The organism is Mesorhizobium sp. WSM3879 (assembly GCF_002294915.1).
Lineage (GTDB): Bacteria > Pseudomonadota > Alphaproteobacteria > Rhizobiales > Rhizobiaceae > Mesorhizobium.
This window is the reverse complement of the sequence record NZ_NSFZ01000002.1, coordinates 269,534-293,228: the sequence shown is the minus strand read 5'-3', so window position 1 is coordinate 293,228 and position 23,695 is coordinate 269,534. Positions and strand designations below refer to the sequence as shown.

The 23,695-nt window shown below is 65.2% G+C and carries 20 protein-coding genes and 5 pseudogenes; 10 read left to right on the top strand and 15 right to left on the bottom strand.

Going from position 1 to position 23,695, the window contains the following annotated elements; translation table 11 throughout:
* Nucleotides 1-15: 15 nt before the first annotated feature.
* On the top strand, nt 16-1,092 hold the full coding sequence (locus tag CK218_RS04815; protein ID WP_095827030.1) for a D-alanine--D-alanine ligase family protein: 1,077 nt from the start codon (nt 16-18) through the stop codon (nt 1,090-1,092).
* 60 nt (nt 1,093-1,152) lie between these two features.
* Here the strand turns inward: CK218_RS04815 and CK218_RS04810 are convergent, their stop codons facing one another.
* The 3 genes from CK218_RS04810 to CK218_RS04800 form a co-directional block, all read right to left on the bottom strand.
* Complete coding sequence (locus CK218_RS04810; RefSeq protein ID WP_066988974.1) at nt 1,153-2,205, bottom strand: substrate-binding domain-containing protein; 1,053 nt, start codon at nt 2,203-2,205, stop codon at nt 1,153-1,155.
* Between the two features lie 40 nt (nt 2,206-2,245).
* Entirely contained in the window at nt 2,246-3,241 is a 996-nt protein-coding gene (locus CK218_RS04805) for an ABC transporter permease (protein ID WP_095827217.1), read from the bottom strand.
* 78 nt (nt 3,242-3,319) lie between these two features.
* A complete protein-coding gene (locus tag CK218_RS04800) occupies nt 3,320-4,831 on the bottom strand; it encodes a sugar ABC transporter ATP-binding protein (protein ID WP_095827029.1) in 1,512 nt (503 codons plus the stop codon).
* Between the two features lie 137 nt (nt 4,832-4,968).
* Here CK218_RS04800 and mtnK point away from each other — a divergent pair, with 137 nt between their 5' ends.
* The 5 genes and pseudogenes from mtnK to CK218_RS04775 all read left to right on the top strand — a co-directional run bounded on the left by mtnK (nt 4,969) and on the right by CK218_RS04775 (nt 9,614).
* Nucleotides 4,969-6,237, top strand: a complete 1,269-nt coding sequence (gene mtnK, locus CK218_RS04795; RefSeq protein WP_095827028.1) for an S-methyl-5-thioribose kinase — start codon at nt 4,969-4,971, stop codon at nt 6,235-6,237.
* Nucleotides 6,234-7,328: an S-methyl-5-thioribose-1-phosphate isomerase gene (gene mtnA, locus CK218_RS04790; RefSeq protein ID WP_095827027.1), complete on the top strand. Its 1,095-nt coding sequence runs from the start codon at nt 6,234-6,236 to the stop codon at nt 7,326-7,328. The genes mtnK and mtnA overlap by 4 nt, the downstream gene beginning before the upstream one ends.
* 6 nt (nt 7,329-7,334) lie before the next feature.
* Nucleotides 7,335-7,486 (top strand): annotated as a pseudogene (locus CK218_RS31045) (6,7-dimethyl-8-ribityllumazine synthase); the annotation flags it as partial.
* Nucleotides 7,487-7,644: 158 nt separating this feature from the next.
* Entirely contained in the window at nt 7,645-8,709 is a 1,065-nt protein-coding gene (fba, locus tag CK218_RS04780; RefSeq protein ID WP_066988983.1) for a class II fructose-bisphosphate aldolase, read from the top strand.
* Between the two features lie 179 nt (nt 8,710-8,888).
* Nucleotides 8,889-9,614 (top strand): MgtC/SapB family protein, encoded by a 726-nt coding sequence (locus tag CK218_RS04775; protein WP_095827026.1) that lies wholly within the window; start codon nt 8,889-8,891, stop codon nt 9,612-9,614.
* Between the two features lie 23 nt (nt 9,615-9,637).
* Here the strand turns inward: CK218_RS04775 and CK218_RS04770 are convergent, their stop codons facing one another.
* The 8 genes and pseudogenes from CK218_RS04770 to hpaR all read right to left on the bottom strand — a co-directional run bounded on the left by CK218_RS04770 (nt 9,638) and on the right by hpaR (nt 18,756).
* Nucleotides 9,638-10,867 carry a VWA domain-containing protein gene (locus CK218_RS04770; RefSeq protein WP_095827025.1) on the bottom strand — a complete coding sequence of 410 codons (1,230 nt, stop codon included), beginning with the start codon at nt 10,865-10,867 and terminating at the stop codon, nt 9,638-9,640.
* Nucleotides 10,860-13,118: a DUF5682 family protein gene (locus CK218_RS04765; RefSeq protein ID WP_095827024.1), complete on the bottom strand. Its 2,259-nt coding sequence runs from the start codon at nt 13,116-13,118 to the stop codon at nt 10,860-10,862. Before CK218_RS04765 ends, CK218_RS04770 begins: the two co-directional genes overlap by 8 nt.
* 3 nt (nt 13,119-13,121) lie before the next feature.
* Nucleotides 13,122-14,201 (bottom strand): AAA family ATPase, encoded by a 1,080-nt coding sequence (locus CK218_RS04760; protein ID WP_095776273.1) that lies wholly within the window; start codon nt 14,199-14,201, stop codon nt 13,122-13,124.
* Between the two features lie 19 nt (nt 14,202-14,220).
* The gene (locus CK218_RS04755; protein WP_095827023.1) at nt 14,221-15,660 is read right to left on the bottom strand and encodes a DUF5691 domain-containing protein; all 1,440 of its coding nucleotides are present in this window, start codon (nt 15,658-15,660) and stop codon (nt 14,221-14,223) included.
* Complete coding sequence (locus tag CK218_RS04750) at nt 15,657-17,045, bottom strand: SWIM zinc finger family protein (RefSeq protein ID WP_245434891.1); 1,389 nt, start codon at nt 17,043-17,045, stop codon at nt 15,657-15,659. Before CK218_RS04750 ends, CK218_RS04755 begins: the two co-directional genes overlap by 4 nt.
* A 496-nt stretch (nt 17,046-17,541) precedes the next feature.
* On the bottom strand, nt 17,542-17,928 hold the full coding sequence (locus tag CK218_RS04745; protein WP_066989396.1) for a VOC family protein: 387 nt from the start codon (nt 17,926-17,928) through the stop codon (nt 17,542-17,544).
* Nucleotides 17,929-18,075: 147 nt separating this feature from the next.
* Nucleotides 18,076-18,291: pseudogene (locus CK218_RS04740) on the bottom strand (aldehyde dehydrogenase family protein); the annotation flags it as partial.
* Nucleotides 18,292-18,351: 60 nt separating this feature from the next.
* On the bottom strand, nt 18,352-18,756 hold the full coding sequence (gene hpaR / locus CK218_RS04735; RefSeq protein WP_245299492.1) for a homoprotocatechuate degradation operon regulator HpaR: 405 nt from the start codon (nt 18,754-18,756) through the stop codon (nt 18,352-18,354).
* Nucleotides 18,757-18,946: 190 nt separating this feature from the next.
* Here hpaR and CK218_RS04730 point away from each other — a divergent pair.
* Together CK218_RS04730 and CK218_RS04725 are read left to right on the top strand one after the other, a co-directional pair.
* Nucleotides 18,947-19,201: pseudogene (locus CK218_RS04730) on the top strand (5-carboxymethyl-2-hydroxymuconate isomerase); the annotation flags it as partial.
* 114 nt (nt 19,202-19,315) lie between these two features.
* A pseudogene (locus tag CK218_RS04725) lies at nt 19,316-19,574 on the top strand (2-oxo-hepta-3-ene-1,7-dioic acid hydratase); the annotation flags it as partial.
* 249 nt (nt 19,575-19,823) lie between these two features.
* Here CK218_RS04725 and CK218_RS04720 read toward each other — a convergent pair.
* Nucleotides 19,824-20,843, bottom strand: coding sequence for an isopenicillin N synthase family oxygenase (locus tag CK218_RS04720; RefSeq protein ID WP_095827021.1), 1,020 nt, complete (start codon nt 20,841-20,843; stop codon nt 19,824-19,826).
* A 57-nt stretch (nt 20,844-20,900) separates the two neighbouring features.
* Here CK218_RS04720 and CK218_RS29945 point away from each other — a divergent pair, with 57 nt between their 5' ends.
* Nucleotides 20,901-21,086, top strand: coding sequence for a hypothetical protein (locus CK218_RS29945; RefSeq protein ID WP_141245810.1), 186 nt, complete (start codon nt 20,901-20,903; stop codon nt 21,084-21,086).
* Here CK218_RS29945 and CK218_RS04715 read toward each other — a convergent pair.
* Both CK218_RS04715 and CK218_RS04710 read right to left on the bottom strand, forming a co-directional pair.
* Nucleotides 21,074-21,181: pseudogene (locus CK218_RS04715) on the bottom strand (ABC transporter permease); the annotation flags it as partial. The gene CK218_RS29945 and the pseudogene CK218_RS04715 sit on opposite strands and share 13 nt — an antisense overlap.
* 34 nt (nt 21,182-21,215) lie before the next feature.
* On the bottom strand, nt 21,216-21,905 hold the full coding sequence (locus CK218_RS04710; RefSeq protein WP_095781808.1) for an SDR family NAD(P)-dependent oxidoreductase: 690 nt from the start codon (nt 21,903-21,905) through the stop codon (nt 21,216-21,218).
* 211 nt (nt 21,906-22,116) lie between these two features.
* Here CK218_RS04710 and CK218_RS04705 point away from each other — a divergent pair, with 211 nt between their 5' ends.
* Nucleotides 22,117-23,232 (top strand): anhydro-N-acetylmuramic acid kinase, encoded by a 1,116-nt coding sequence (locus CK218_RS04705; protein WP_095827020.1) that lies wholly within the window; start codon nt 22,117-22,119, stop codon nt 23,230-23,232.
* On the opposite strand, the gene CK218_RS04700 is transcribed toward CK218_RS04705, so the two are convergent.
* A complete protein-coding gene (locus CK218_RS04700) occupies nt 23,229-23,651 on the bottom strand; it encodes a GNAT family N-acetyltransferase (protein WP_095827019.1) in 423 nt (140 codons plus the stop codon). The two genes, CK218_RS04705 and CK218_RS04700, sit on opposite strands and share 4 nt — an antisense overlap.
* Nucleotides 23,652-23,695: the final 44 nt, after the last annotated feature.

Below are 23,695 nucleotides of genomic sequence, written 5' to 3'. Positions count from 1 at the left end.
TCGAGCATTGTGGAGATGTCGATGGCCGAGAAAAGACTGCGTATTGGTGTGCTCTTTGGCGGGCGGTCCGCCGAGCACGACGTGTCGGTGCTTTCGGCGACCAATGTCATGGGCGCGCTGGAGCCGCCGAAATACGATGGCGTTCCGATCTTCGTCACCCGCGAAGGGCAATGGCTGCTCAGCCGCTTCGAGGACGGCGCGCTGGCGACACCGTCGAACGGAGCGCAGGTCTGTCTGGTGCCCGGCGGGCATGGCCGAATGCTGGCCGTTCCGGCCGAAGGGCCGCCTTACGAGTTGCCCGCGATCGACATTCTGTTTCCCGTCCTGCACGGTCTGCATGGCGAGGACGGCGCCGCGCAAGGACTGGCGGAGGTGGCGCGCGTGCCGCTTGCCGGCTGCGGCATTCTCGGTTCTGCCACGGCGCTCGACAAGGATATCGCCAAGCGGTTGCTGAAGGCGGCCGGCCTGCCCACGGCACGGTCCATCACCATCCTGCCCGAGGCCGTGCCTAGCTTCGCGGAGATCGAGCAGGCGCTCGGACTCCCGGTCTTCATCAAGCCGGCCCGCCAGGGCTCTTCCATCGGCGTCAGCAAGGTCTCCGATGAAACGGGCTATCAGGCGGCGCTCGCCGAAGGCTTCAGGCACGACGGCAAGCTGTTGGCGGAGGAATTCATCCGCGCCCGCGAGATCGAATGCAGCGTGCTTGAGGACACGGAAGGTGGCCTTTTCGTCTCCCGTCCCGGCGAGATCGTGCCGGCCAAAAGCCACGGCTTCTACAGCTATGACGCCAAATATATCGACAAGGATGGAGCAGCACTTAAGGTGCCCGCCGAACTGCCCGAGACGATCGAAGGCGATATCCGCGAGACGGCGGCGAAGGCGTTTCGCGCGCTGGGTTGCGACGCGATGGCGCGCGTCGACTTCTTCGTGAGACCGGACATGACGTTCCTGATCAACGAGCTCAACACCATTCCGGGCTTCACCGACATCAGCATGTACGCCAAGGCGATGGCGGCAAGCGGCATCAGCTACCCGGAAGTCATCGACGGGCTGGTGGCGCATGGGCTGGCGCGTGCCGCTCGATCTGCCTGAGCGACTCCGGGGATAAAAAGAGCGGCCCGGAAGCCGCTCTTTTGCCTTCAGGCGCGTGGCCTACTTCGCGTTGGGGTTCGGCATCCAGGCCGGCATGGCGACATCGGCATGGGCGAACTGCGGCAGCTTGGCCGACAGGTCTTCCATGTTCTTGATGTCCTTGTCGATAAGTTCCTTCTGGGTGATCAGCGTCGGCGGCACGATGACGTTGTGGCCGGGATCCTCGCCGGCGAGCAGCTGCGCCAGCGCGCGCACCGAGACCTGGCCGACGACTGCCGGGTTGGTGGCGGCGGTGGCGGCCCAGGCGCTGTCCGGCTCGCGCATCGCGGCGATGTCGGACGTCGAGATGTCGGCCGAGTAGATCTTGATGCCCTTGTTGAGGCCGGCCTCGTCGACGGCGATCTTCACGCCCTTGGCGAACTCGTCGTAAGGCGCGAACATCACCTTGATATCGGGATGCGCCTGCAGCACCGAGCGCGCCTGGTTGGCGACGGAATTGGCGATCGGATTGTCGAGCGTGCCGAACATGGCGACCTCGCTGATGCCGGAATGTTTCTTCTTCACGTCGACCCAGGTTTCGTTGCGGCGGTCGAGCGGGGCGATGCCGGCGACATAGACATAGCCGGCCTTCCAGGCGTCGCCATTGTCCTTGACCGCCTGTTCGAGCGCGAGGCGCGCGAGATCGCGGTCGGACTGCTCGATCTGCGGGATCTTCGGGTTCTCGACATTGACGTCGAAGGCGACGACCTTGATGCCGGCGTCGACGGCGCGCTGGGCGGCGTCCTTCATCGATTCCGTCAGGCCGTGCTGGATGATGATGCCCTGCACGCCGAGCGCGATCGCCTGGTCGACCATGTCGGCCTGGAGCGCTGCGTCCTGGCGGCTGTCCAGCACGCGTAGATCGACGCCGAGCGCCTTGGCCTGCGCCTCTACGCCGGAGAGATAGGCCTGGAAGAAGTCACCGGTGGAGAGATAGCGCACCAGCGCGATCTTGACGCCCGGCTTGTCGAATGGCGCCGGACGGTCCGCCGCCAATGCTGTGCCCTGCATGAGCAGCGCCGCGCCCGCGAGGCCGAGTGCGGCCTTCCCCAAAAGTCTTCTTGTGATGCTCACTTCGTCTTCCTCCGTTTTGTTCTCAATGCCCCGGTCGAAACTATCTCTTGCCCCTGCCGGAAAGGGCGAAGGTGAAGACAAGGGCGACGACGAGAACCGCGCCCTTGACGAAATCCTGCGTGTAGTAAGGGGCGTTCATCATCGTCAGGCCCTGCAGCAGGACGCCGACGAACACCGCGCCGACGGCCGTGCCGAAAGCGTTGGGCTTGGCGGCGCCGAGCACCGCGTAGCCGATAAGCGCCGCCGCTACTGCGTCGAGCAGCAGATTATTACCCGAGGCGATATCGCCGCGTCCAAGCCGGGCAGCGAGCAAAATCCCGCCGATCGAGGCAAAAACTCCCGAAATGACATAGGCCCAGATCTTGTATGCCTTGACAGGCGCGCCGGCCAGTTCGGCGGCGCGTTCGTTGCTGCCGACGGCATACATCATGCGGCCGAAGCGGGTGTATTCGAGGAAGAACCAGATGAGCGCGGCGAGCACGACCAGCACCACCACCGAGACCGGGATCAGGTTCGGAATGAAGAAGTCGATGCGGTGGCGGCCGAGCGCCAGGAAGGCTTCCGAGAACTTGCCGTTGGCGACCGAGCCGTCGGGCATCGTCATGCCGGTGGCGATCGAGCGGCCTTCGGTCGGAATGCGTTGCAGGCCGAGCAGCAGGAACATCATGCCGAGCGTCGCGAGCAGATCCGGCACGCGCATGTAGACGATGAGCCAGCCATTGATGAGGCCGACGACCGCGCCGATCACGAGGCAGGCGATGACGGCGACGACGGCGTTCTGCTCCAGCACAACCATGGCATAGGAAGCCGCCATCATGGCGCTGGTGGCGACCGAGCCGATCGACAGATCGAAGCCGCCGACGACAAGTGTCGCGGTGACGCCGAGTGCCAGCACGCCGGTGATGGCGACCGACTGGAAGATGAAGACGGCGCTTTGCGGCGAGGCGAAGCCGTCGGCGGCGATCACGAAATAGGCGATCAGCCCGACCAGCAGGATGATGAAACCATAGCGGATCGCATAGTCGCGCAATGTTATCGAACGCCCCCGCGCTGCTGCCCTCTCCGCCAAACTGGAACTCATGCCTGCACTCCAAGTCTCGTCATCCATACGATCTCACGCCGCGCTGGTGAGCGGCCCGCCGGCCACCTCAGCCAGCAGCCGATCGAGATCGATGTCATCGTTCCTGTGCTCGCCGACGATCGCGTGCTCCGACATCACCAGGATGCGGTCGGCGGTCTCCAGGGCCTCGTCGATCTCGGTGACGAAGAGCAGTGTGGCGCGGCCATCGGCGCTCGCCCTGAGCTTGGTTGCGATGTCGCGCCGAGCCGAGATATCGACGCCCTGGAACGGCTCGTCGAGGATGAACAGGCGCGAGGCCTGCGACATCCAGCGCGCCACCATCACCTTCTGCTGGTTGCCGCCCGAAAGCGCGGAAAGCTCGTCCTTCTCGGAGCGGCAGACGATGCCGAGCTCGTCGATCTGGCGGCGTGCGGCAGCCCGCTCTGCCCGCTTCTTCATGACGCCGAAGCCGGACATGCGCTTGAGAAACGGCAGGCTGATGTTGCGTTCGATGTTGAAGCCGCCGACGATGCCGCTCATCGCGCGGTCCTTGGCCACAAGGAAGACGCCGGCAGCGATCGCGTCGCGCGCGGATCCCGGTGCGTAGGGCTTGCCGTCCATATGCATGGTGCCGGCGAGCGGCCTGCGCACGCCGAACAAAGTTTCGGCGAGCGCCGTCTTGCCGACGCCGACCAGGCCGGTGATCGCCACCACCTCCCCAGCGCCGAGCGTCATCGAGATCGGTCTGGCGCCGGGCGCCAGCTGCAGGCCTTGGGCGGTGAAGACCGCGCGCGCCGAGCTTCTGGCAATGACGCGGTCGAGCAGGATCTTGCGGCCGAGCATGGCATTGACCGCGCCCTCATAGTCGAGCGGCTTCCGGTCGAACACGCCGGAGACGACGCCGTCACGCATCGAGACGATGCGGTCTGCCAAGCGCCTGATGTCGGACATGCGATGCGAGATATAGAGGATCGCGACACCCTGCCCGCGCAGCCTGTCGATCAGCGCAAACAGCCGGTCGGCCTCGGCGCTCGACAGCGAGGAGGTCGGCTCGTCGAGGATCAGCACTTTCGGCTGGTGCGCCATGGCGCGGGCAATCGCGACCATCTGACGATCGGCGAGCGAGAGGTCCGCGACGCGTGCCTTAAGATCGAGCGTAAGCCCCATGCGGTCGGCGACGGCCCTGGCTTCGACGCGGACATTGGCGGGCTTGAACAGCAGCGATGCGCCCTTGCCGCTCAGCCGATCGAGCGTCAGGTTGGTGGCGACGTCGAGATCGGCGACAACGCCGTCATTGATGTTCTGATGAACGGTGACGACGCCGGCGCGGATCGCTTCTGCCGGCGAGCCGGGATCGAAGGCCTGGCCGGCGAGCCGCATCGTGCCGCCGCCGCGCGCGTAGACGCCGCTGACGATCTTGACCAGGGTGGATTTGCCGGCGCCGTTGGCGCCCATCAGCACGGTGACCTCGCCCGCATAGAGGTCCAGCGAGATGCCGCCAAGCACCTCGTTCTGGCCGAAGGATTTCCTCAGGCCGTCCACACGGAACACGGCATCTGCGCCCATTCGTTCCTCCCTGATCCATGACGCTATGGGCTCACTCGGCAATTGTCAACACGATTGACAATTGCCAGAGCGCTCCCTAGCTTGGTCCGGCCGCCGTGGCTCCGTTATCGTGGGACACCACGCGCAGGAGGGAGAGGATGACCGGGAAGTTCGAAGCATTGTCGGTGGAGACGCTGCCGCAGCGCCTCGGCGAGACCACGGCGCTTACCGAGCGCATTGGCAAAGACGCCGGCCACTGGAAAGTACGCGAGGTCGGCGACGGCAATCTGAACCTCGTTTTCATCGTCGAGGGCGACCAGGGCGCGGCGGTGGTCAAGCAGGCGCTGCCCTATGTGCGCCTGGTCGGCGACAGCTGGCCACTGCCTTTGAAGCGCTCCTTCTTCGAGTATCACGCGCTGACGAGGCAACAGCGCCGAGCGCAAGGCTCGGTGCCGGCGATCTACTATTTCGACGAGCACCAGGCGCTTATTGTCATGGAGTATCTGGCGCCGCCCTACATCATCCTGCGTCGCGCGCTGATCGACGGCCGCGAGCTGCCGAACATTGCGCGCGACATCGGCCTGTTCATGGCCCGCACGCTGTTCCGCGGCTCGGACCTCTCAATGCCGACAAAAGAGCGCAAGGCCGATCTCGCGCTGTTCGCCGACAATGTCGAGCTCTGCGACATCACCGAGAACCTGGTGTTCTCCGATCCCTATTTCGACGCCGAGATGAACCGGCACACCAGCCCGCAGCTCGACCGCCTGGTGGCCGAATTGCGCGCCGACCGCGACCTCAAGGTCGAGGCGCAGCGGCTGAAGCACCTCTTCGCCGCCAATGCCGAAACACTGCTGCATGGCGACCTGCATTCCGGTTCGATCATGGTGACCGATACCGAGACCCGGATGATCGATCCGGAATTCGCCTTCTACGGCCCGATCGCCTTCGACGTCGGCATGCTGCTCGCCAATTTCTGGATGGCCTTCTTCTCGCAGCGGGGCCATGAGCAGAAAGGTAGCCGGGATTCGATGCGCGCCTACCTGCTTAAGGTCACGGCCGAGAGCTGGGCGGTGTTCCGCGCCGAGTTTTCGCATTTGTGGCGAACCGAGCGCACCGGCATCCTCTACCAGAAGAGCCTGTTCGAGGATCAGGGCGACCTGCTCGGTTCCGAACAGGCGCTCGACCACATGCTTTCCGGCATCTGGACCGACCTGCTCGGCTTCGCCGGCATCGAGGTGCACCGGCGTATCCTCGGTCTCGCCCACAATGCCGATTTCGAGACCATTGCCGACGCAGACCTTCGCGCCAAATGTGAAGCAAAGGCGCTGCGCTTCGGCCGCCACATCGCCGTGAACCGGCGTGAGATCCACAGCATCGACGAGGTCAACGCATTGGCCGCGCTGGTCGAACAGGAGAAGAGCCTTTGAAAGTCGGCGAACGCCACTATCGTACAATTTGGCTCAGCGACGACAAACGCTCGGTCGAGATCATCGACCAGCGCTGGCTGCCGCATGAGTTTCGCGTCGAGACGATCGGAACCGTTCCCAGCATCGCTACCGCGATCCGCGACATGTGGGTGCGCGGCGCGCCGCTGATCGGCGTCACCGCCGCCTACGGCGTCGCCATCCAGATGACCGACGATCCCTCGGACGAAGCGCTCGACGCGGCGTGGGAGACGCTGCACAAAACGCGACCGACGGCGATCAACCTGCGCTGGGCGCTGGACGAGATGCGGCGTTTTCTCAAGCCGCTGGCGCCGGGAGAGCGCGCCGAGGCCGCCTACCGGCGCGCCACCGAGATCGCAGACGAGGATGTCGGGCTCAATCGCGCCATCGGCGAGAACGGGCTTGCCATCATCAAGGAGATCGCGGCGAAAAAGAAGCCTGGCGAGGCGGTCAACATTCTCACCCATTGCAATGCCGGTTGGCTGGCGACGGTCGACTACGGCACCGCCACGGCGCCAATCTATCTGGCGACGGAAGCCGGCATTCCGGTCCACGTCTATGTCGACGAGACCAGGCCGCGCAACCAGGGCGCCCAGCTGACCGCCTGGGAAATGGCCGGCCACGGCGTGCCGCACACGCTGATCGTCGATAACGCCGGCGGGCATCTGATGCAGCATGGCGACATCGACATGGTGATCGTCGGCACCGACCGCACGACGGCCAATGGCGACGTCTGCAACAAGATCGGCACCTATCTCAAGGCTTTAGCCGCCGCCGACAACGACGTCCCTTTCTATGTCGCGCTCCCCTCGCCCACCATCGACTGGACGGTCGCCGACGGGCTTGCGGAAATCCCGATCGAGGAGCGCGCGAGTGACGAGGTTTCGCTGGTGTGGGGTAGGACGGCCGACGGCAAGGTCGCGCAGGTGCGCGTCTCGCCCGACGCAACGCCGGCGGCAAATCCCGCCTTCGACGTGACGCCGGCTCGGCTGGTGACAGGGCTGATCACCGAGCGCGGCGTGGCGAAGGCTTCACGCGAGGGGCTGAAGGCGATGTTTCCCGAGCGCAGTTAATCTTCCCCGGTGCTCTCTGCCGTGCTCACGCCGCACAACTACCATGAGAGCGCCGAGCACCGCCGCTTCTTCCACGAGCATTTTTTTTGGTGAAGGGCAAGGAAGCGGCGAAGGCCTGCGTTGAAATCCTTGCCGCGCGCGAGCGGATCGCCGCTTAGGCTCGACTCGGGCCGGATTTCAGCCCTGCAACAAGAATTGCGGCCGAAAAGGCTTCAAAAGGTTGCGGTAGGTTAGAAATCCGGCCAGAAGCAACGGGGCCGCCCGCCCGGGCGGCCCTTTCAAACACGGGCTCGAACCAGATACGGGAGACTATTCGTTGGCTCGCATCACACTGAGACAATTGCTCGACCATGCCGCCGAACAAGGCTACGGCGTGCCTGCCTTCAACATGAACAACATGGAACAGGGCCTCGCCATCATGGAGGCGGCCGAGGAGACCAAGTCGCCGGTCATCCTCCAGGCGAGCCGCGGGGCGCGCGCCTACGCCAACGATGTGGTGCTGGCCAAGCTGATCGACGCGCTGGTCGAGATTCACCCCGACATTCCGGTCTGCATGCATCTCGACCACGGCAACAACGAAGCGACCTGCGTCACCGCGATCCAGTACGGCTTCACCTCGGTCATGATGGACGGTTCGCTGAAGGAAGACGGCAAGTCCCCGGCCGACTACGCCTATAATTCAGGCATCACGCGCCGCGTCGTCGATATGGCGCATTGGGGCGGTGTCTCGGTGGAAGGCGAGATCGGCGTGCTCGGCTCGCTGGAGAGCGGCGGCGGCGAGCAGGAGGACGGCCACGGCGTCGAAGGCGCCATCAGCCACGATCAGTTGCTTACAGACCCGGTGCAAGCCGAGCAGTTCGTGCGCGACACCCATGTCGATGCGCTGGCGGTGGCCATGGGCACCAGCCACGGCGCCTACAAATTCTCGCGCAAGCCGGATGGCGCGGTGCTGGCGATGAACGTGATCGAGGAGATCCATCGCCGCCTGCCCAACATGCATCTGGTCATGCACGGCTCGTCATCGGTGCCGGAGGAGCTGCAGGAGATCATCAACAAATATGGCGGCCAGATGAAGCCGACCTGGGGCGTGCCGGTGGAAGAGATCCAGCGCGGCATCAAGCACGGCGTGCGCAAGATCAACATCGACACCGACAACCGCATGGCGCTGACCGGCGCGATCCGCAAGGTGCTGACCGAGAACCCTTCCGAGTTCGATCCGCGCAAGTATCTGACGCCGGCCATGGCGGCGATGAAGAAGCTCTGCAAGGAACGCTTCGAGCAGTTCGGCACAGCCGGCAACGCGCCGAAGATCAAGCCGATCCCGTTGTCGGAAATGGCCAAGCGTTACAAGTCCGGCAGCCTCGACCCGAAGTTCGGCTGAGCCACCTCCCTCCCGCGACCGGGTTCCAGCCGGTCGCGGGAGCACGCCCGCCCTCCCCACAGCATCAATTCCGCGGAACCTCACGTCATCGGCATTGGCCAAGGAACCATCCATGGCCGAGCTTAGTTGAACTGTCCTGACGCAATGGAGGGTGCGCCGACCGGCGTCGCCGACGGGAAATGCTCGAGCCGCTCTGCTGCGACATGCCGCTTCATCCAACCTGGCCGGATCTCGTTGCGAGGCTGTTGCTGACACTGGTCGCGGGCTTCCTCATCGGCTTGAACCGCGAGGCACGCGGCCATTCCGCCGGCCTGCGGACGACCATTCTGGTCGGCCTCGCGGCGTGCGTCGCCATGGTCCAGGCCAACATGCTGCTCGACGTTGCCGGCAAGGGACCGGACTCATTCGTGCGCATGGATGTGCTGCGCTTTGCGCTCGGCGTGCTCACCGGCGTCGGCTTCATCGGCGGCGGCGCCATCCTCAGGCGCGGCGATCTCGTCACCGGAGTGACCACCGCCGCCACCATGTGGATCATGACGATGATCGGGCTGGCCTTCGGCGGCGGCCAGTTCGGCCTCGGCGCGATTGCTACAGCATTGACCCTGGTGACGCTGCAGGCCCTGAAGTGGGTCGACCTCAAGATCCCGCGCGACCACAAGGCGATCCTTGCGGTCGCATGGCCGAAGACAGCCCCGCCCGACCTCCAGGAGATCGTACGGCCGCTCGGATACGATGCCCGCTTCGTTGGCATGGAGCACGATGCCGACCGCGACCGTTTCGTGTTTTCCTTCCAAGTCAAATGGCGGCAGCCAGATGCAGTCGAGCCGTCAATTGAGGTGCTGGCGCTGGTCGGCCAACACTGCGAGATCGAGCGGTTTGAATTGATCAGCGAGAAAGCGCCCTGATCAGCGTCAGAAGGGTGGCGAACCTATTCGGCCGCGCTTGGCGTTTCCGAGTCCGGGCGAATAAGCTTGATGTCCGCTCCCGCCGCCCAGGCGCCGATGTCCTCCCGGCGCAGCGCCGCCGCCATCATGTCGGGAAAGTGCTCCGGCGTGCATGCGAAGACCGGGACGCCCAACGCCGCGACCGAGCCGGCCATGGAGGAGTCGTAGCCGGGACGGCCCTGGTCGGTGAGCGCCAGCAGCACAACGACATTGACGCCCGACCGCACCAACGCAGCCAGCCGACGAAGCAGTTCCTGACCGTTGCCGCCTTCGTAGAGGTCGGTGATGAGAACAAAATGCGCCTTGGTCGGCCGCTCGATGCGCTCGGCGCAATAAGCGACCGCCTGGTTGATGTCGGTTCCGCCGCCAAGCTGGACGCCGAACAGCACCTCGACCGGATCGCTGAGCTCTTCGGTCAGATCGACGATCGCGGTGTCAAAGCAGACCAGCTTGGTGCGCACGACCGGCAAGGAGGCCATCACGGCCGCGAAGATCGAGGCGTAGATGACCGAACTTGCCATCGAGCCGGACTGATCGACGCAGAGCGTCACTTCGTCGAGGTCGACCAGCCGACGCTGGCGGCGCATGAAGCCGACGAGCTTTTCCGGCACCACGGTCTTGTGGTCTGGCTGATAGTGGCGAAGGTTCGCCGCGATCGTGCGCGGCCAGTCGATGTCGCGCTGCCGCGGCCGGTTGGTGCGCCTTGAACGGTCGAGCGCGCCGCGGATCGCCTCGGCGGTCTTCTGCTCGAGACGCTGCATCAGCTTGGCGACGATGTCGGAAATGATCGAGCGGGCAATATCCTTGGTCTTTTCCGGCATCGCCGAGCGCAACGAGACCAGATCGGCAACGAGATTGACGTCGGCCTCGATCGCCTTGAGGAATTCCGGCTCCATCAGCATCTGCTTCAGGTTCAGGCGCTCGAAGGCGTCCTTCTGCACGACCTGGACCACCTGCTCGGGGAAGAAGGAGCGGATATCGCCCATCCATTGCGCGACGCGCGGCGCCGAACGGCCAAGCCCGCCGCGCCGCTTGCGCGGATCGCCGGCGTCGCCGCTGCCGTCGCCGTAGAGCGCATCGAGGGCTGCCGAAAGCCGCCGGTCCTCCTGCGACAGCGCCGAGGACTCATCGTCGGCGCCGATCGCCAGGCGCCAACGGCGCTCCCGCGTCCCTTCGATCGGGTGAAGATCGGGTCCGACCGTTTCATCATCCATGGTTGGGCTCCCCCGTAAGCAGCTTGCCGAGGAGACCAAAATGCCGTCGCCAGGCCTCGCCGCCATCGGGTGCCGGCGTCAGTCCGGCGGGCAGGCTCGCCCTGCGGCCGAGCACGGCCTCGATCAGGCGGCGGCGCTCCATGCTGTCGAGATTGGAAAATACGCGGCGCAGCAAAGGCAGGTGCGCAACGAAGGCGTCCTCGTCGAGCGATGCCAGCCAGGAATCGACAGCGCCGCGCAGCCCTTCGTCATAGATCAGCCTCTGGCCGGCGCCGCTGAAGAAGCCTTCGAAAAAGGCGGCGGCGTCGATGACCGGCGTTCCGGGCGACAGCCGCTTTGCCAAAAGCCCGGCCGTTGCCTCGGCGGAGAGGTGCCCGGCCTCGTAGAGCAGATGTGCGGCGCAGCCAGCAACGAGCGCCGTCGAGCGCGATGAATCGAGAACGGCCGCAAGGCCGTTCCGCCAGGCATCCAGGACATGCTCGTCCGCCTCGACCAGCCTGATCGCCTCGTCGGCCTTGCGCAGCGCCGCCATCAGCGCTGCGGCGGCCTGCGCGTCGAGATCGCGCGCGGCGTAAGGCAGCGCGATCGCGCCTTCGATGACCAACCGCTCCAAGAGGCCGGCAAGGCGCTGCGTCTCGGTCTTGCGCGCTTCGCCATAGCGGATGATGTCGGCAAGTGGCGGCACCGACGCAAGGAGCTCCAGGCATTCGCTGCTATGCGCCGCCTTCTCCTCGAGCGCGACGAGGCCGGCCGCGGACGCCTCGCTCAAGGCGGCGATGATCGCGCTTTGCACCAGCGTAGCCAGAGCATCGAGCGTCGAAGCGGCGCCGATCATCTGGACAAGCCGGCCGTTGGCGGCCTTCTCGATGGTCGGTCCGTAAATCAGGTTTTCGACCAGGCGCACGGCGTATTCCGGCTGCCAGGCCAGCAGCCAGCGCTCGCGAAACGTGCCGCGGCTGCGGCCGACATCCGTCAGCCTGCCCCAGTTCACGCCGAGCACGTTCAGCCGGTGCAGAAGCGTCGACCGAAAGAGACCGCTCTCGCTGCGCAGGTCGATGGAGAGCTCGCGCTCCAGTGCTTCAGGCTTGAGCCGCGCGGCCTTTTGGTTGCGCTGCAAGTCATCGATCAGCGGCGCGAGCGGCGTGTCGGCTGGAATCTCACCGACATCGGCGCCGAGCAGAAGCTCGGCCTCGACCATCTTCCACAGCAGGGCCTCGCCGTTGAAGAGCGCCGCGATCGAGGCCTCACGCAGTTCCTCGAAACCCGGTTTCGGGCGCTCGCGTATGGCGGCAAGCGCCCGCGCCAGACGCTCCGCCTCGATCAGCGAGGCGGTCGAAATCATATGACCCTTCGTCCTGAGAACCGAAGCGATCCGCGCGAGCCACAGCACCGAAGCGTCATCCTGCCCGCGCGTCTGCCACAGGTGTTTGCTCCAGCCCGGCGCGACGACACCGGCGCCATAGCCATAACCCAGCGCCAGCCGCGGTCCGGTCCATGGCGCGAAGGTCATGGTGGTCTTGCGCCGGCCGATGCCTTTGAGCAGTGCCTGGTCGCTCTTTTGCGGATGCGCAGCTTGCAGGACGGGCACATGCCATGCGCCGCAAACCACGGCCAGCGGCCCGTCGATTTCTTTGCGCGCAGCGGCGATCTCCAGCCGCATATGCGCCTCGCGCATGGCCTCGAACTTGCCAATGGACGTCTCGCCGTCGCGCAGCGTCGTCATCGCGTCGGCGATGGCAGCAAAGATCGGCCCGGGTGCGGGATTCTGCTCAATGATATCGGACCACCAGCTTTCGCCGTCCTCATAGCCGGCGGCGCGCGCCAAAGTGCCGATCGGATCAAGGATCCGTGAGCTTGCTTCGCTCTGCTCTTCGGTGGCCTCCGGTTCGTCCGCATCGGCGTCGGTCGAACCCTCGGGCCCGTGCTCGGCAAGCCGCGCGGCGGACGGCAAGTCGATGAAACGCAGCGCCGCCTTGTTGGCGACAGCCCACAGCGCCGCCTGATATTCGGGAGAGAATTCGGCGAAGGGCCAGAAGCGCGTCGCGGCGGGATCGTCCTCGGGGTAGCAAAGCAGTGCCACCGGCGGCTTCATGTCCGGGCTGGCAAGCAGGGGCAGCAAGGGCGAGGCATCCACCGGCCCCTCGATCAGCACGGCGGCCGGCTGCAATTCCTGCAACGCTCTAAGCAGGCTCGCGGCGGAGCCCGGCCCATGATGGCGAATGCCGAAATAGCTGATGCCGCCTTGCGTCATGGCTCAGATGGCCGCGTTGAGCGCCGCGTAATAACCGGCGTAGTCCGGCCGCTTCTTCAGCACCGTCTCCAGATATTCCTCCAGCACGACCTTGTCCTGGACCGGATCCTTGACGATGGCGCCGACCAGGCTTGGCGCCAGGCCTTCGGCGTGGAGCTTGCCGCCGTCGAACCAGGCCGCCTGGCTGAGGCCGCTGATCATCGTGGCGATCGCCTCGGCGGTGGAGAGCGAGCCCGACGGCGTCTTCAGCGTCACCTTGCCGTCCGAGGTCGCGCCGGAGCGCAGCTCGCGGAAGATGGTCAGCACGCGCGCGATCTCCTCGCCGACATTTTTCGGCACTGGCAGGTCCAGTCCGCCGGCCATCTCGCCGACGCGCCGAGACACGATCGAGACCTCTTCCGCCATGTCCTCCGGCAGCGGCAGCACCACGACATTGAAACGGCGCTTCAGCGCCGAGGAGAGTTCGTTGACGCCCTTGTCGCGATTGTTCGCGGTGGCGATGATGTTGAAGCCGCGCTGCGCGTAGATCGAGGTGTTCAGCTCCGGCACCGGCATCATCTTTTCGGACAGCACGGTGATCAGCGTGTCCTGCACGTCGGAGCCCATGCGCGTCAGCTCTTCCAAGCGGCAGAGCTTGCCTTCCTGCATGGCGCGGTAGAGCGGCGTCGGCACCAGCGCCTCCTGGCTCGGCCCCTTCGCCAAGAGCTGCGCATAGTTCCAGCCGTAGCGGATCTGATTCTCGTCGGTGCCGGCCGTGCATTGCACGATCAGCGTCGAGTTTCCCATGATGGCGCCGGCGAGATGTTCCGAGACCCAGGATTTTGCCGTTCCCGGCACGCCGAGCAGGAGCAGCGCCCGGTCGGTCGCGAGCGTCGCCACCGCGGTTTCCATCAATTGCCGACGTCCGACATATTTCGGGGTGATAAGCGTGCCGTCGCCCGCCTTGCCGCCCATCAGGTAAGTGAGGACAGCCTTGGGCGACAGGCTCCAGCCGGCAGGCTTCTGGCGGTCGTCGTCGCGCGCGAGCGCCTGCAGTTCGGAGGCATAGACCTGCTCGGCCGGAAGGCGGATGGCTGCGTTCATGCGATCTTCTCCGGGTTGATCATCTGTCGGATTGCGAAGGGTTTCCGGCCAGCGCCGCATTGAGCCGCAGCAGGCCGAGGGATGGGGAAGCGGGCGACAGGCCGGCGGCGATCACCTCGTCGATCAATTTTTCCGCCGCCTCCGGATTGGCCAGAAAGCCTAGGGTCTCGAGATACTGCTCGGCTTTCATGACGTCGTTGTCACCCGAGACGGCGGAACGCAGCGCTGGAATCGTCTTGCTCCTTGCGAGGTCGCTCCATTCCAGCCAGCCTGCTTCCGCGCCTTCGACCAGGTTGAGCGCGGCCAGATTTTGCCCATCATCCAGGATCTGCCTGATCAGGACACGCTTCCTGCCGTTGTCCAAGCGCGACATGAGCTGGAGGACGAGAAGCGCCAGCCTGCCGCCGGCGGCGACAAGCAAATCCGCCAAACAGGCGACCGCCGCATCGCTGCCGGACACCGCGATCATTCGAACGAGAAAGAGATCGGCACCCTCATCGACGCCGAACTGCCATGCGCCAATGAAATCGGGCTCAGTCTTGCCGAATTGGGCGATGAGATCGCCGAAGTAACAGGATGCGAACAGGTCGGCGCGACGCGACTGTTGCGCAGGCGACTTGGGTCTTATCGGCGTGTAGGTGGTGCGGCGGCGGATGAAGCCGGATTTGCCTTCCTCAATGAAAGCGGCGAGCTCGGCTATCGGATCTTTCGACGCGCCATCCGCTGGATCGCTACGTTCACCCAACCTTGCCAGGAGCCGGCCGGCCGTTTCGCGCACCTTGCCTGAGCGATCGGCGGACAGGCTCTTTAGAAATGGAATATCATCGGCACTCAAGCCGAAGCGCATCAGCTCCACGAGCGCAAGCCTGACCTCCGCCGGCTCGCTCGCTCCCTTGGTCTCAATCAACGTCCGCGCCAAGACAGGCATGGTACGCCGTAATTCGACCAAAGCTGTACGGCGCGCGGCAGGATAAAAATCATCCCAGGTTTCAGCGGTGAGTTGTCCTCGTCGAGACTGCCTGTCGCCATCCGCGCCTGCTTGCCAGTCGACCCAGGGAGCATAGATATCTGGGCTTTCCTGATCCGACGCAGCAGGCATCCAATCCATCGGATGCAGCACGAAGCCTCGGCTGGCGACGAGTGTGGCCACGCGGGTCTTGAGCCTCGCATCAGCGGCGTATTTCAATACGGCACGCAGCAACGGTCGCAGCCAATCAGGAAGCATCGGCAGGGCCAGCATCGGCAGCGGCGGACGGCGTTTCAAGGTTTTGGGCGCCGCCGGCCGAAGCGCGACATCCAGCGCCTGCGCGGCGATCGCCAAGAGCCGACGTTCCTGCTCGTCCGAGCTGGAGGCAGCCGCGAACTCCTTCCATTCGGCGGGCGCCAATTCGAAAGCGGCGCCGCCCGAAATCCAGTTGTCGCGAAGCCTCGCCAGCCCTGCCTGCTCGAGCTCGTTCATGAGAGATTGAGCCTCCCGACGCTGCTTTGTGAGGCCAGAAGCTCGAGCCTGGCGCCGTTCCACAGCGCTGCCGTGACTGTCAGATCGAGGCCAAGCAAGGTCTGGTTGACGGAGCCGGCGACAGGCAGGGCGATGCCATGCGAATCGTTCGCCGCCTGCCACCAGGCGCCATCCTTCTCGTCCAGCGCGATCGCGCCCGCCGGCAGGAGGATCGGACAGTCGGACAGCCACGGCGCGCCGTCCTGGAAAGCTGCATAGGCGGCCAGCGGATCGCCGGCAGCGTTCGGAGCAAAATCGGGCCAATTGCCGGACGACGCATCGCCCAGGCGTTCTGCGACCAGTGCGCGAAGCGGAATTCGGGATGGATAGAACACCAGCCTCGCTTTGAAGCGATCCCCCGGCGCGAAGGCGCCGGAGCGGCGCCCGGCCGAGGCCGGGAAGAAGTCCAGGAGGACGGCAAATCGTGGGATTGGGCTTTTCAGATCGAGCAGCCAGGTCGCGTGGCTGACCAGGCCGTCGCGACGGGTCTCGATCTTCTCACCCAGCACCTCCCAGTCGCTCTCGACCTGGAGGGCATCCGGATTGGCAAGCATCTGGTCACGTGTTTCGGATGTCGAGACCAGGCGCTTCAGCTCGGCATCGTCGGGCGCGGCACGCCAGGCCTTGGCGAGCAGCACCAGCTTACCCAGCTCGCGGATAGCGGCGTCCGGCCGCTCTTCGCTGCGCAGCGCCATCAGTTTCGCGGGCAGCTCGTCGATGCGCCCGGCCAAAGCGGTCGCCTTGAGGTCTACAAGCCGCGCCGCGATGCGGCGGCAGCGCTCGCTGCTGGCGTCGACAAAACCGGCAAGGCCGAGCCGAAGCTGGTCGGCAACCCACTGATCCAATTCGTCGAGCGCTGCGGACACAGCACTTCGCGTGTCCTCGGCGCGCTTGCGCTGCGCCGCCTCGCGGCGCTCGGCGGCCGCAGCGTCTTCTACGGGAGCGCTTTGCTCGGGCCGCAACGCCTCGTCGATGCTTTTGCCTTCCGCGCTTGCCGGCGCCGGCGTCGGCGGCTGGCCCGGCTTGCGGCGCCGCCCGAGCCAGTCATTGACCCATTCCGGCGTCTGGTCGACCCGATCGAAGCTGGCGGCCGCGGTGGCGCCAATCCACATCAGCGCCAGTATGTGCTTGCACGGAAATTTTCGCGATGGACAGGTGCATTTGTAGCCGTGGTCGCGGGTATCGAATGCGACGCGGTAGGGATTCGCTCCCGAGCCCTGGCATTCGCCCCAGATGAGGCCCAGCTGTTCGTTTGTCTCGAGGCGGGGCCAGTTCGACCGCTTGGTCAGCTTGGCGGCGGCGCCGAGCGAGGACTGGTCGGGCGCGAGCGCCTCGATTGTTTTCAAATCCAGCTGCAAGCCGCTCCCTCATGACCCCCGAAGCATGATGTCGCGACGATAGATACCTGTTTGCGGCGCGCTGGTGTAGCTCCAGCCGCTGAAAAGTTGGTGCCTTGTCTAACGTTGCGTTGCCCTGTTCATCGTCAGGCGCGGGAACCCACCAGGACGGCGTGCACAGCATAGGCGCGGCGATCCTCGGCGCTGACGGCCAGCCGATCGGCACGCTGTCGATCGCCTCCCCCTGTCTCGCGCGTAGACGATGCGGTGGCGGCCCCCGGGCGAGGCGGCGATCAGGGCGGCGCGGCTCATCTCGGCGCGGCTGACCGGCGAGGCATAACTCATCTCCTCCGTTGCGGCGAAGATGGTTAGGTGCTGCCGACGCCGTCCCGATGGCAGGTGGCGTCGTGCCCCAGCCTCTCCAAGCCTGATGTCATCATCTGCCTACTCAACCGGTTGCTTCGCGTTCCGCAACCGGCGGATTTCGCGGTCTAGTTCCTCACCGTCAAACACCGTCCTGGTAAAATTCGATCGGGAGTCCATCGGGATCGGCGATGAAGGTAAACAATCGTCCCGTGTAGGGATCTGTTCGGAGGGGCTCCACCTCGATGTCTCGCGACCGAAGCAGGTCGGCTGTTGCCTCGACCGAGGCGACCGCGAATGCAATATGTCTTAATCCGCAAGCCTCGGGCCTGCTGGGCCGGCTTGGCGGATCTGGGAAACTGAACAGCTCGATCTGGATGGGGCCGTAACGCAAATCGCACTTCCAAGACTGCCTTTCGGGGCGCCAGTTTTCGGCCAGAACGACGAAACCTAGCTTGTTCGTGTAGAACTGCTTGGAGGTCTCATAGTCACTGCAGATGATTGCGACATGATGGACAGCCAGGAGCATCAGATTGGCCTCACGTAAAGCGTCGATAACGGCGACCCAGCACAGTCGCATCGGGTATGCCTTGGCGCAACCAGGTGCCGACTCCGGCCATCCCGGCTTGGGCGAGCATCTCCACAAGGTCCAGCCACCCTCCCCTCGAGGGGAGCGTTATCCGAGCGCTATCCACGCCGTCCTGAGGTCGGTGTACTTGTCGATCGCGTGCAGCGACTTGTCTTTGCCGAAGCGGGACTGCTTGAAGCCGCCGAGCGGTACCGTGATGTCGGCGCCGCCATAGGTGTTGACGTGGACAACGCCGGCATTGATGGCGTGCACCATGCGATGCGCGGTCGAGAGCTTCGAGGTCCACACGGCAGAAGCAAGACCCTATGTCGGGCGCAACTACATGCAGCCCAGCGCGCTGGGGAGTTTCGGTGGCTAGTCGGGTCAGTCTGGCGCTGACTCCGACTCGATCAGGCTTTCCAGCATGTCCAGCAGGCGTTCGTGCTGCTCGGCGCCGTAACGCTTCTCGATGGCGTCGTAGATGGCGGTGCGCTCGGGCGCCAGCTCCTCGATCAGCGCCACGCCGGCCGGGCTGATGGCGAGCAGTGCGCGGCGGCCGTCATCCTTGACCTTGTTGCGGGTGATGAATTCGCGCTCGTCCAGTGCTTTGATGATGCGGGTGAGGCTGGGCGGCAGGATCGAGGCGCGGTTGGCGAGCTCGGTCGCTTCCAGCGGACCGGTCTCGGCAAGCACGCGCAGCACGCGCCATTGCTGCTCGGTGATGTCGTGGCGAGCAAGCATCGGACGAAAATGCGCCATGATCACTTCACGAGCGCGAAGCAGAGCCATGGGCAGGGAACGGCGGGTGCTGGGCGGCAGCAGAGTCAACTCTCCGAAAAGTTCCAGTCCAGTACGACTCGCAACAGAAATTAACGCTCGGATCGCAGCTATATCCGCGATTTCTCCGAGAGCGGCAATCCCATCCCCGACGACCCCGTCGACATGGAGACCAAGCACTTGACATTCGGTCGCCAAGCCCTTGCCCCACATGGCGATCGAATATTCGTCGAATCTCGACGCGAAGGTCGAGATGGGCGAGCTTTGCGCGCTCGTTTCACGCATCATCCTCGAGACGCGGCCTGTTCGAGCCCGGCGCCGCGCGGGTGGGCGCCTTCCGTGCAGATGCCTATGCGATCGCGGACTGGCCCCCGAGAACGGCTTCATCGACATGAACTTCCGCATCGGCAGGGGCCGCAGCGCGGAGGAGAAGAAGCGGACCGGCGAGGCGATCTTCAAGGGGTTATCGCGCGCGTTCTATGTCGACACGCTCGGCCTGCAGGTGAGCGACGAGACCAGCGACGCGATCTATCTGCGCGCGCTGGAGGAGCGCGGCCACGCCAGCCCGCGCGAGGCAGACCTGCGCTGGATCGGCGCCATCGTGTCGCAACGGCGAGGTGGAGGAGACGGGGCTCGGCGCCGGCGTGCTCGATCATCCGGCCAAGGGCATTGTGTGGCTCGCCAACCGGCTTCACCAATACGGCATGCAAATCGAGGCCGGACAGGTGGTGCTGTCGGGCTCCTTCATCCGGCCGGTCGAATGCCGGCATGGCGATCGGATCGTCTCGGATTTCGGGCCCCTTGGTGCGATCCGCATCGCTTTCGCCTGACCGGCAATCCTCGCTCCGCGAATTTGCAAGCTGCGCGGCTGCGCTGCCCCAAAGAAAAAGGCCGGGCGCGAAAGCGGCCCGGCCAAGAAATGAAGGTCATAACCTTCAGAGGGGAACATCGCCCGGCGCAATGGGAGGAAAACACCGAGCGATGGCCTCTATTTGGGGCGGTTGCGGTATGTTTTCCACGAACTGAATTCCAAAAACTGGCCGAAAGGCGAAAAAATATCGCGCGGGCAGCGGCAAAGCTCAGCCGGCCGCCGCTGCCTTTTCCAGAAGATCGGCATAGTGCTGCCGGGCCACGTCGGGATGCGACCTCAGACGGCTCTTCAGCACATTGGTTCCGACATTGCGGAAGAGCGGATTGTCGGGATCGCTGGCCGGCCCGCGCGCCTCAGCCGCCAGTTCCTGCGGAAGGTCGAGCAGCGGGATGGTCGCGTCGAGCCGGGCGCTGAAGAAGAACGGCACCGAAATCCGCTCGACGCCTGGCGGCGGTGTGACGACGCGGTGCACGGTTGCTCTCAGATACCCGTTCGAGGCGAGTTCGAGCAGCTCGCCGATGTTGACCACGAGCGTTTGCGGAATCGGATCCACATTCACCCAGTTGCCATCATATTCGACCTGCAGCCCCTTGTTCTCGTCCTGCAGCAGAAGGGTGAGGAAACCGCCATCCTTATGCGCGCCGACGCCCTGGTCGTCACCGGTGGCGTCGCGGCCTGGATAGCGCACGATCTTCATGCGGTGGTTGGGCTCGCCGCGATAGATCGGGTCGAAGGCGTCCTCCGGCTGATCGAGTGACAGCGCGAAGGCCTTGAGCAGCCGTATGGCTACCTCCGTCGCCTTGGTCTGCCAGGCAAGCAGCGCCGGCTTCAGTTCGGGCAACGCAGCCGGCCACTGGTTCGGACCTTGCAGCCGGGTCCAGGCCGGCACGCTCGGCCCTTGCGAAATGGTCGCGCGCTCGACGCCGATGTCGAGCTGCTCGCGCCAGTCGGCCTTGCCCCTGGTCAGCTCGCCGCCGGCACGCGTGTAGCCGCGAAATTGCGGCGACTTCACCATCTCGATGGCGAGCTTGTCGGCCTCCGACAAGGCAAAGAAGCGCCGCGCGGCATCGAGCACCGCGTCGATGTCCGGCTGCGTTATGCGGTGGCCGCTGAGATAGAAGAAGCCGACATCGCGAGCGGCGGTGCGCAGATCAAACAAGAAGGTCCGCAGTTCCGACTCGCCCTGCTCCAGTCGGTCGAGATCGAGCACCGGGATTATTCTGGCCATGGACAGCTTCCTCTTGGCGGCAACTCTCTGTTTTTCGCAAGTCCGGACGGAAAACCGATGCGCACTTTTCCTGGAATTGCTCGAGCAACCCCGCCGCACGATGACATGCGCGTCATTGCAGGTGAAGAAACGCGCCAACCAATCTCGTTGCAAATGGAGCAAGCCGCCGCTCAATTCCCGGGTTTTCGCGGCAAATTGCGTTCATTCGACTTCCGCTTCTCGCGTTTCGCCTATCCGCGATGATCCAGCCACGCGACCAGCCGGTCACACCACTGGATGCCGCAGACCAGCACGATCAGCACCACCACCGCCGCAACCATGACGCCGGTCTCGCATCGCGGCGCGTTATTGCACGGTTCGTGGAATGGATCGTCAGAACGTCTCGACCCAGGGCCTCATCTCGACCTCGAAGCTCCAGGCGCTGCGATGCTGGCGGTGGACTGCGAGATAGGTCTCGGCGATCGCGTCCGGCGAGAGGCGGCGATCCGGCCGGTCTGGCTCGGCCGCCTGCCCGGGCGGCTCGATCTGGCCGTCGATGATGAAATGCGCGACATGGATGTTCTTCGGACCTAGCTCGCGCGCCATCGACTGCGCCAGCCCGCGCAGCCCGAATTTCGGCATGGCGAAGCCGGCGGAGCCGGAGAACCCCTTGAGACTCGCAGTGGCGCCGGTGAACAGGATCGAGCCGGAGCCGCGCGCAACAAGCCGGCGCGCCGCCTGCTGGCCGACGAGGAAGCCGCCATAGGCGCCGACGAGCAGGGCCTGCTTGACCGCCTCCGGATCGAGCTCGGCGATCGGGCCGCGCGTGCGGCCGCTGGCGTTGAAGACGGCAATTTCGAGTGAGCCGGCCTTGTCGGCCGCCTCGAACAGCCGCGCGACGGAGGCGGCATCCGACACGTCCGTCTCCACCGCCTGCGCACCCGTCTCCTGAACCAGCGCGGAGAGCTTGTCGACATTGCGGGCGGCCAGCACGACGCGAAAACCTTGCTTGCCGAGGAGCCGCGCCAGCGAAGCGCTGAGGCCAGCTCCAGCGCCTGCGATCACTGCGACATTGGCGGCCATGTCGTTCCTCCTGCGATTACGCGTTGTTCAGTTGAGGTCGATAATCGCACAAGCTCGCTCCTTCGGCGGCAAGAGGCAAGGACCAGGTTGCTCCGTTTTGGCAGTTCGACGCAAAGGCGGTGCGCGGTGAGAAGTCCCGGCGCAGCCGAAAGACTTGCCTGTCGCGTCGATCCGTCCGACACGTGGTTCAGCGGCGATTCGAGGAACGACCATGGAACCAATCTGGGCCGTCGGCCTGATGACCGGTACGGTGCTTGACGGCAATATCGATGTGGCGCTGATTAAAACCGACGGCGAGCGCATCGCCGACGCCGGTACATACACATTGGCCCCCTACCCGCAATCGATCCGCGCCCTGCTCGAAGAAACGCTGCGCCAGGCACGCGTCTGGAATTTCGAGGGGCCGGAGCCGGCGATTTTTCGCGAGGCGGAGGAGGCGCTGACGCGCGCGCAGTCGGCGGCGGTCAGAGATTTGGTCGAAAGCCAGGGCATGACGATGGCCGATATCGGCGTCGTCGGCTTCCACGGCCAGACGGTGCTGCATCGCGCCCCGCAGCCGGGACGAATCGGCCGCACGCGCCAGCTCGGCGACGGCGAGCTGATGGCCGCCCTGCTTGGCACCAAAGTCGCCTATGACTTCCGCACGGCCGATGTGGCGGCCGGCGGACAAGGCGCGCCGCTCGCTGCCGCGTATCATGCGGCGCTGCTCAAAGAGGCCGACGCCAGCGGCGACACCGCGGTGCTCAATCTGGGCGGCGTCGGCAACATCACCTGGTGGGACGGCAAAGACAACATCGTCGCCTTCGACACCGGGCCGGCCAATGCGCCGGTCAATGATTTCATCAAGGCGAAGGGCCTCGGCGAGATGGATCGCGACGGCAGACTGGCTGCCGCGGGTACGGTCGACGAGGCAAGGCTAGAGGGGCTGCTGCAGCATCCGTATCTGACGAAGCCTTACCCAAAATCGCTTGACCGCTTCGACTTCACCGCGGCCATGGCCGACGGGCTCGGCGCGGAGGACGGCGCGGCGACGCTGACGGCTTTCACCGTCTCGGCGGTCGGCAAGGCGCTCGATCTGTTGCCGCGCCGGCCAAGACGACTGGCGGTCAGCGGCGGCGGCCGCCGCAACCCGACCATGATGGCGATGCTCGGCCAGCGCGCCGGCGTCGAAGTGGTGCAAGCCGAGACGCTCGGCTGGAAGGGCGACGCGGTCGAAGCGGAATGCTTCGCGTTCCTCGCGGTGCGCGTGCTGCGCGGCCTGCCGATCAGCTTTCCGAGCACCACCGGGGTGCCGCAGCCGATGCGCGGTGGAAAGCTCGCGGGTTAAGACAACTTCTTCTGCAGGAAGATGCGGCTGCGGCCGACCGGAAAATCGGCGAGCGTGCCGAACGGCTGGTAGCCCTGGCGCTGATAGACCTTGGCCGCGGTTGGATTGAAAGTGTCGATCCACGCGGCCTGGCAGCCGCGCGCCAGCGCTTCCCGTTCGGCTGCGTCCAGCATGCTCGCGGCGATGTGCCGGCCACGCCAGGGTTCGTCGACCCAGAGCCATTGCACATAGAGCCAGCCCCAGGCGGTGTAACCGGAAACGCCGGCGACGATCGCGCCGGCGTCGTCGCGAACGAAGACGGCGAGCGTCTTCCGGCCCGAGGCACCGACATCGCTGTCGTTGAAGGCGGTCAAGCCCTCGCCGACACGGGCGAGATCCTGCGGCAAGGGCTCGGCGGTGATCTCGAGCGTCATCTTCATGGTGGCTCCGGTGCGGTTCGGAAGCCAGCCTTAGCCAAGGAGCG

Excerpts from the sequence above, each read along its gene's own strand:
- CK218_RS04765 (WP_095827024.1), bottom strand. The coding sequence starts at position 13,118 with ATGACGCAAGGCGGCATCAGCTATTTCGGCATTCGCCATCATGGGCCG.
- CK218_RS04710 (WP_095781808.1), bottom strand. The coding sequence starts at position 21,905 with ATGGCCGCCAATGTCGCAGTGATCGCAGGCGCTGGAGCTGGCCTCAGC.
- CK218_RS04745 (WP_066989396.1), bottom strand. The coding sequence starts at position 17,928 with ATGCTCCTGGCTGTCCATCATGTCGCAATCATCTGCAGTGACTATGAG.
- CK218_RS04720 (WP_095827021.1), bottom strand. The coding sequence starts at position 20,843 with ATGGCCAGAATAATCCCGGTGCTCGATCTCGACCGACTGGAGCAGGGC.
- CK218_RS04800 (WP_095827029.1), bottom strand. The coding sequence starts at position 4,831 with ATGGGCGCAGATGCCGTGTTCCGTGTGGACGGCCTGAGGAAATCCTTC.
- CK218_RS04760 (WP_095776273.1), bottom strand. The coding sequence starts at position 14,201 with ATGAACGCAGCCATCCGCCTTCCGGCCGAGCAGGTCTATGCCTCCGAA.
- CK218_RS04815 (WP_095827030.1), top strand. The coding sequence starts at position 16 with ATGTCGATGGCCGAGAAAAGACTGCGTATTGGTGTGCTCTTTGGCGGG.
- CK218_RS04755 (WP_095827023.1), bottom strand. The coding sequence starts at position 15,660 with ATGAACGAGCTCGAGCAGGCAGGGCTGGCGAGGCTTCGCGACAACTGG.
- hpaR (WP_245299492.1), bottom strand. The coding sequence starts at position 18,756 with ATGGCTCTGCTTCGCGCTCGTGAAGTGATCATGGCGCATTTTCGTCCG.
- CK218_RS04700 (WP_095827019.1), bottom strand. The coding sequence starts at position 23,651 with ATGAAGATGACGCTCGAGATCACCGCCGAGCCCTTGCCGCAGGATCTC.
- CK218_RS29945 (WP_141245810.1), top strand. The coding sequence starts at position 20,901 with ATGCGCACTTTTCCTGGAATTGCTCGAGCAACCCCGCCGCACGATGAC.
- mtnK (WP_095827028.1), top strand. The coding sequence starts at position 4,969 with ATGACCGGGAAGTTCGAAGCATTGTCGGTGGAGACGCTGCCGCAGCGC.
- CK218_RS04770 (WP_095827025.1), bottom strand. The coding sequence starts at position 10,867 with ATGGATGATGAAACGGTCGGACCCGATCTTCACCCGATCGAAGGGACG.
- CK218_RS04775 (WP_095827026.1), top strand. The coding sequence starts at position 8,889 with ATGCTCGAGCCGCTCTGCTGCGACATGCCGCTTCATCCAACCTGGCCG.
- CK218_RS04705 (WP_095827020.1), top strand. The coding sequence starts at position 22,117 with ATGGAACCAATCTGGGCCGTCGGCCTGATGACCGGTACGGTGCTTGAC.